The organism is Sinomonas sp. (assembly GCF_051955515.1).
GTDB lineage: Bacteria > Actinomycetota > Actinomycetes > Actinomycetales > Micrococcaceae > Sinomonas.
Map to the genome: position 1 here is coordinate 1 of NZ_JBQCGQ010000166.1, position 5,745 is coordinate 5,745.

General features: G+C 69.6%; 5 protein-coding genes. 4 read left to right on the forward strand and 1 reads right to left on the reverse strand.

Annotated features, from left to right (window positions below):
• Positions 1-130: 130 nt before the first annotated feature.
• On the reverse strand, positions 131-2,095 hold the full coding sequence (locus ACTHL9_RS09200) for an FAD/NAD(P)-binding protein (protein WP_440518555.1): 1,965 nt from the start codon (positions 2,093-2,095) through the stop codon (positions 131-133).
• Positions 2,096-2,179: 84 nt separating this feature from the next.
• Between ACTHL9_RS09200 and ACTHL9_RS09205 the strand changes: the two genes are divergently transcribed.
• The 4 genes from ACTHL9_RS09205 to ACTHL9_RS09220 form a co-directional block, all read left to right on the forward strand.
• Positions 2,180-4,279, forward strand: a complete 2,100-nt coding sequence (locus tag ACTHL9_RS09205; RefSeq protein ID WP_440518556.1) for a prolyl oligopeptidase family serine peptidase — start codon at positions 2,180-2,182, stop codon at positions 4,277-4,279.
• A 153-nt stretch (positions 4,280-4,432) separates the two neighbouring features.
• On the forward strand, positions 4,433-4,792 hold the full coding sequence (locus ACTHL9_RS09210) for a hypothetical protein (protein ID WP_440518558.1): 360 nt from the start codon (positions 4,433-4,435) through the stop codon (positions 4,790-4,792).
• 106 nt (positions 4,793-4,898) lie between these two features.
• A complete protein-coding gene (locus tag ACTHL9_RS09215; protein ID WP_440518560.1) occupies positions 4,899-5,291 on the forward strand; it encodes a VOC family protein in 393 nt (130 codons plus the stop codon).
• Positions 5,292-5,629: 338 nt separating this feature from the next.
• On the forward strand, positions 5,630-5,745 hold a 116-nt coding region (locus ACTHL9_RS09220), incomplete at its 3' end, for a helix-turn-helix domain-containing protein (protein WP_440518561.1).

Below are 5,745 nucleotides of genomic sequence, written 5' to 3' on the forward strand. Positions count from 1 at the left end.
CCCCCCCCCACACCCCCCCCCCCCCCCACCCGCGCGGGCGGCGCGCCCCCGGGTGGGGGCCCCCCCCGCCGGGGTGCCACCCCCCCCGGCCGGCCGGCCCCCCGCAAAGGTTTAGGCCTGAGGCGCCCGCTCAGAGCCCGAGGATCGAACGCGCCACGGCGTCTGCGTCCCGAAGGGTGCGCTGGGCGCTCGGGTAGGGGGCGCCGTCGGCCGCTTCCCCCGGCTCGGCGAAAGGGTGGGCCTCTGCAGCGATCGCGGTTCCCCACTGGACGGCGGAGAGCTGAAGCCCGAGGACGTACAGGCCCCCCACGGGGTGGCCGTTGACGTCGAGCGGGCGGTACGGAGGCGCGGTGACGTCGAGTCCGCTCCCGGGGCGCGGCACGCCGTCGGCCCCGGCGAGGTACTTGGGGCGCGCCAGCCCGTCGGCGAGGAGGCCCTCGAGCAGCGGAGAATCCGCCGCGGCGACGACGTTCGCCGGCGCGAGCGCCTCGACCAGGGCCGCTGCGTACACGGGCGGGCCCTCGACCCACGGCGACTCGGCGACGAAGCAGCCCGCGCCGCGGTCCACCCGGAAGCGCGGCTCCGGTCCCACGGTGCCCACGATGCCGGCTCGGACGAGGGCCGCGAGCTGCCGGATGCGAAGGGGCGGTGGCCCGCTCGCGAGGCCTTCGACGAGCCCCTCGAACCAGCCCCGCAGCCCGGCGACCCACGACTCCTCGGTGACGCCGCCGTCGGCCACTGCTTCCTTGAGCACCGCTCTGCCGCGGTGAAGTGCGGCGATGGCCATCTTGAGGGGGTCGTCCTCGCCACGCGCGGAGCTGGCGGCGTCCGCCTCGAGATACGCGAGGACGTCCGCGTCGAGGGCGGCGCGATGCCTGAAGTGCCGCCCGCCGAGGGGCGCCCCGAGCCCGCGCAGGTCGAGCCGATGCTGGGCGGGAACGGAGGCGGCCACAACCTTGTCGGCCAATTCCTCCCACGTCGGATCCGTCACGGACAGCGCCGCGTCGAGCTCCTCGAGGAACCCCGGGGGCAGCGCGTCGGGAGCTGTCCGCGCGAGCGTGGAGTAGTAGGCCCAGAGGGTGTCGCGGTGGAGGAGCGGCCAAAGGTCGGTATCGAACGACGGCGTGACCCCGGCCGCTCGGGGAGCGAGGGCGGCGGCGCGGGTGAGCCACCGCAGACGCACGCCGGCGGCGTAGTAGCCGGGAAGTTCCGCCTTGCCGCGATAGGGCACGCCGCGTCGCGAGGCCGCGACCAGCCGCGGTTCGCGCCCCGACGGCAAGTACTCGACGACGCCGTTGGGCCCCTCCTTGAACCGGCCTCCTCGACCCTCGGTCAGTCGGACCATGACGTCGAAGAAGTTCAGCCCCATGCCTCGGACCAGCACGGTCTGCCCGCTCGGCAGGACGTCCCAGTCGACGTCGGCGGGCGCGGCGGGCGGGAGGTAGGTCAGGCCGAGCCGCGCGGCGGCGTCTGCGAGCTCGCGCTGCGTGTGGCTGAGCCTGGCGGGCACGTGGCCCACAGCGAGGACGACGGCGTCGGCCTCCCGCGCGCGACCGTCGCCGGTGGTTACCGCCCACCCGTGCGGCGTCCGGCCGAGGCGGGTCACTTCGGCGGCGACGTGGGCCACGCGGGATCCCGCAGGCGTCGCTTCGAGCACGTCGGCGAACGTCTCCGCGAGGTACCGCCCGTAGAGGGCGCGGGGCGGGAAATCGGAGGAGCCAAGCGCGCCGAGCTCCGAACACTCCTCGTGGGAGAGCCCTGCGGGGACTCCCTGGTCGAGCTCGCGCCGGCGCGTCGCACGCCATTCGTCGAAGCTTCCGCCGGCACGGGGCGTCGCGAGCCCCGGCTCGGAGGGGATGAGCGTTGGGTAGCAGCTCGGCGTGTTCATGAGGAATTCGCGCGGCTGCGCGGTGCGCCAGACCTTGCCGGGGCCAGGCTCGAACGGATCGAACACCGTGATCTCGAGTTCGCGCGGGTCGCCGTGGTCCCCCAGCGCGGCCCAATTCGCGAGGAGGCGCTCGACGGCGGAAGCACCGCGCGGCCCGCCGCCCACCACCGCGACGCGCAGCGTGTCGCGTCTTCCTCGTGAAGTCATCCTTCGAGCTTAACTTGACGCCCATGGCCGACGGGGCTGCGTGCACCGGATGCGGTTGTCAGTGCCGGGTGCGAGGATGAGCGCATGACGGATGCCGCGCAGACCCTCACCCATGTCCCCGACGAGCCGGTGGACGAGAACCTCTGGCTCGAGGACATTCGCGGCGAAGCACAGCTCGCATGGGTGCGCGAGCAGAATGCCCGAACCGAGGAGCTGCTGGAAACGGGCGACTACCCCGAGCTCGAAACACGGATCCTCGAAGTCATGGATTCACAGGATCGCATTCCGATGGTCACCAAACGCGGCGACTGGTACTACAACTTCTGGCGCGACGCCGCGAACCCCAAGGGCCTCTGGCGGCGCACCCGCTGGGACAGCTACGTGACCGACTCGCCGGAGTGGGAGATCGTGCTCGACGTCGATGCCCTCGCCGCCGAGGAAGGCGTCGAGTGGGTCTGGGGCGGCGCGGGCTTCCTTCGGCCCGCCGACGGCAAGTCCTGGCGCCGCTGCATGGTGCGCCTCTCCCCCGATGGAGGGGACGCGGCGACGTTGCGCGAGTACGACGTCGAAGACCGAGCCTTCATCGCGCCCGGGGAGGGCGGCTTCACGCTCCCGACGGCCAAGGGCGGCGCGGACTGGCTCGACGCCGACACGCTGATCGTCTCCTCGACTCTCGGCGAGGACGCCGTGACGTCGTCGTCCTATCCGCGGATCGTCCGGAAGCTGCCGCGCGGGAGCGCCCTCGAGGACGCCGAGGTCATCTTCGAGGTCCCAGCGGACCATCTCATGGCCAGCGGGGGCTTCGACGACACCCCCGGTTTCGAACGGCTTCTCGCGAGCGACCGCATCAGCTTCTTCGACGTTCAGCACTCAGTCTGGCGGGACGGCGAATGGCAGCAGATTCCCGTGCCGACCGACGTCGACATCGATCTGCACCGCGAATGGCTCCTCTTCCGGCCCCAGCGGGACTGGGAGCTCGATGGCACCGTGCACCAGGCCGGTTCCCTCCTCGCCGCCGACTTCGAGGCCTTCATGGGCGGTTCGCGCGACCTCACCCTGCTGTTTGCCCCGGATGAGCACAGCTCGCTTCAGTCGTGGAGCTGGACTAAGAACCATCTCCTCGTGAATCTGCTCCGCGATGTGTCCTCGGACATCCGCGTGCTCACTCCGCCCGCTCCAGATGGTTCGGGCGATTGGGTCGCCGCCGAGCTCGATGCCTGCCCGCCGCTCCACACCGTGGAGAGCTACGCAGTCGATGACGAGGACCCGGATGCGGGCGACGACTACTGGCTCGTCGCATCGGGGTTCCTCACCCCGACCACCGTGCTGCGGGGCACGATCGGCGAGGGATCCTCCCCCGTCAAGCGGGCGCCGTCGTTCTTCGATGAAAGCCGCTTCAGCGTCGAGCAGCACTTTGCGACGTCCGACGACGGCACTCGCGTCCCGTACTTCCAGATCGGTCCCAAGGACCTCGAGCTCGACGGCGGGAACCCCACGCAGCTGAGCGGGTACGGCGGCTTCGAGGTCTCGCGCACGCCGGCGTACAGCGGCGTGATCGGGCGGTCGTGGCTCGAGCGCGGAGGTGTGTACGTGGTGGCCAATATCCGCGGCGGGGGCGAATACGGGCCCGCGTGGCATCAGGCGGCGCTCAAGGAGAACCGCCACCGCGCATACGAGGACTTCGCCGCGGTCGCCCGCGACCTGATTCGCCGGGACGTGACCTCGCCCGAGCACCTCGGGTGCACCGGCGGCTCGAACGGTGGCCTCCTCGTCGGGAACATGCTGGTGACGTATCCGGAGCTATTCGGCGCGATCTCGTGCGGCGTCCCCCTGCTCGACATGCGCCGGTACACGAAGCTCTCCGCCGGGACCTCGTGGATCGCCGAGTACGGGGACCCCGATGCGCCCGAGCAGTGGCAGTACATCAAGTCGTTCTCGCCCTATCACCTGCTGCGCGACGGCGTCGACTACCCCGACACGTTCATTTGGACCGCGACGTCCGACGATCGAGTCGGCCCAGTGCAGGCGCGGAAGATGGCGGCCCGCATGCTCGCCATGGGAATCCCGAACGTCTGGTACCACGAGGCTCTCGAGGGCGGTCACGCCGGGGCCTCCGACAACCGGCAGGCGGCATCGCTCCAGGCCCGGAGTCAGACGTTCCTCTGGCGGGCCCTGACCACGTAGGCGCGGCTCCGAATCGAACCGACCAAGGGGGAGTCACGAGTGGAACTACATGAGCATCCGGGCGTAGACGCAGCCCCGCCTGCCTTGAGAATCGGACCGTCACTGATTCCGCACACGGCCGTGGACTGGAAGGCGCCCGGACTCCCACCAGTCATGAAGGACGATTCGCACAACGTGTCGACGTTCACTTCCGTGGTGAGAGGTGACCGGCTGTCGTTCGAAGTAGCGTCTTTGGTGGCTCCCGCTGCGTTCGAGGTTTCGGTATTCCGCGGCAACTCAGCCGAGATCGACCCGGGTGGACCTCCCGCCGCGGTGATCGATCTCCTCGCAAGCGATCTCGTGACGAGAGAAACGCTTTCTCACGGCAGTCGGTATTCGGTCGATTGCTCGGCGCTGGGAATAGCGGGAGAAGCGACTTTGGGGATCTTCGCCCGGTACTATGCCAACCCCACCCTGGAGGGGGAGCGCTTCACCAGCACGGTCGGGTGGATCGTCTCGTTTCGCCCCTCCTGAGTGCGAGGCGGCTCCAACGGCCCGGCCGTTGCCGCCCGCCGTGCGGGGGCCTAGCCTGCTTGTGGGGAGGTTCCGCTCGAGGTGATAGCCAAAGGAAGCGATCCCCATGGGACACAGCACGAGGCTCGGTGAAGCCTCCGTTCACACCACCTTGCCCGCCCAGGATCTCGACCGAGCCCGGGCCTTCTACTGGGACAAACTCGGACTCGAACCGATCGAAGAAACGAACGGCGGTCTCCTGTACGAGATGCCCGGCGGAAGCCAGTTCTTCGTCTTCGAGACCGCAGGCAAACCGACCGGCGAATACACGCAGATCGGGTTCCGCATCGACGACCTTGACGCTACCGCGGCCGAGCTGCAAGCCCGGGGTGTGGAGTTCGAGGAGTACGGCATTCCTGGGCTGAAGTCGGTGGGAGGCATCGTGGACCTCCCCGGTCGACGTGCGGCCTGGCTCAAAGACAGCGAGGGCAACCTGCTGGGCCTCGTCCAGTTCACCTAGGTGCTTCACCTCTCGCAGGGAAGTTCCCGCGCCGTGAACTTCCTTGCGACAGGGGCACTGCATCCCGGACAGAACGGCACTTCTCGGCGAGAGGTGGACTCACCGGCAAAGGACGACGGCCCATTTCGGCAACAACACAAGGATAAATCAGAACGCCCCCGGTCCGAGGACTGGGGGCGTTCACGCTGCGGAGACGGGGGTGTGTGATCTCAGGACATAGGCGACACCTGTCTCGGGACATAGGCGACAGGTGATACGCGACAGGTGTCCCGCGACATCGGCGACGCTCCACGGCATGTCTCCCGTCATCGGAGACACCCCGGGCCCGAGCATGGGCCATGTCGAAGAACAAGGTCATCGTCCTCGCGGTCCTCGAGGGCGGGATGTCCAAGGCCGAGGCCGCCCGCCGCTACGGGGTCGGCCGCCAATGGGTCCATCAGCTCCTCGCCCGGTA

What these genes read in the sequence shown, in the direction of transcription:
- ACTHL9_RS09200 (WP_440518555.1), bottom strand. Translation starts at nt 2,095, where the DNA reads ATGACTTCACGAGGAAGACGCGACACGCTGCGCGTCGCGGTGGTGGGC.
- ACTHL9_RS09205 (WP_440518556.1), top strand. Translation starts at nt 2,180, where the DNA reads ATGACGGATGCCGCGCAGACCCTCACCCATGTCCCCGACGAGCCGGTG.
- ACTHL9_RS09210 (WP_440518558.1), top strand. Translation starts at nt 4,433, where the DNA reads ATGAAGGACGATTCGCACAACGTGTCGACGTTCACTTCCGTGGTGAGA.
- ACTHL9_RS09215 (WP_440518560.1), top strand. Translation starts at nt 4,899, where the DNA reads ATGGGACACAGCACGAGGCTCGGTGAAGCCTCCGTTCACACCACCTTG.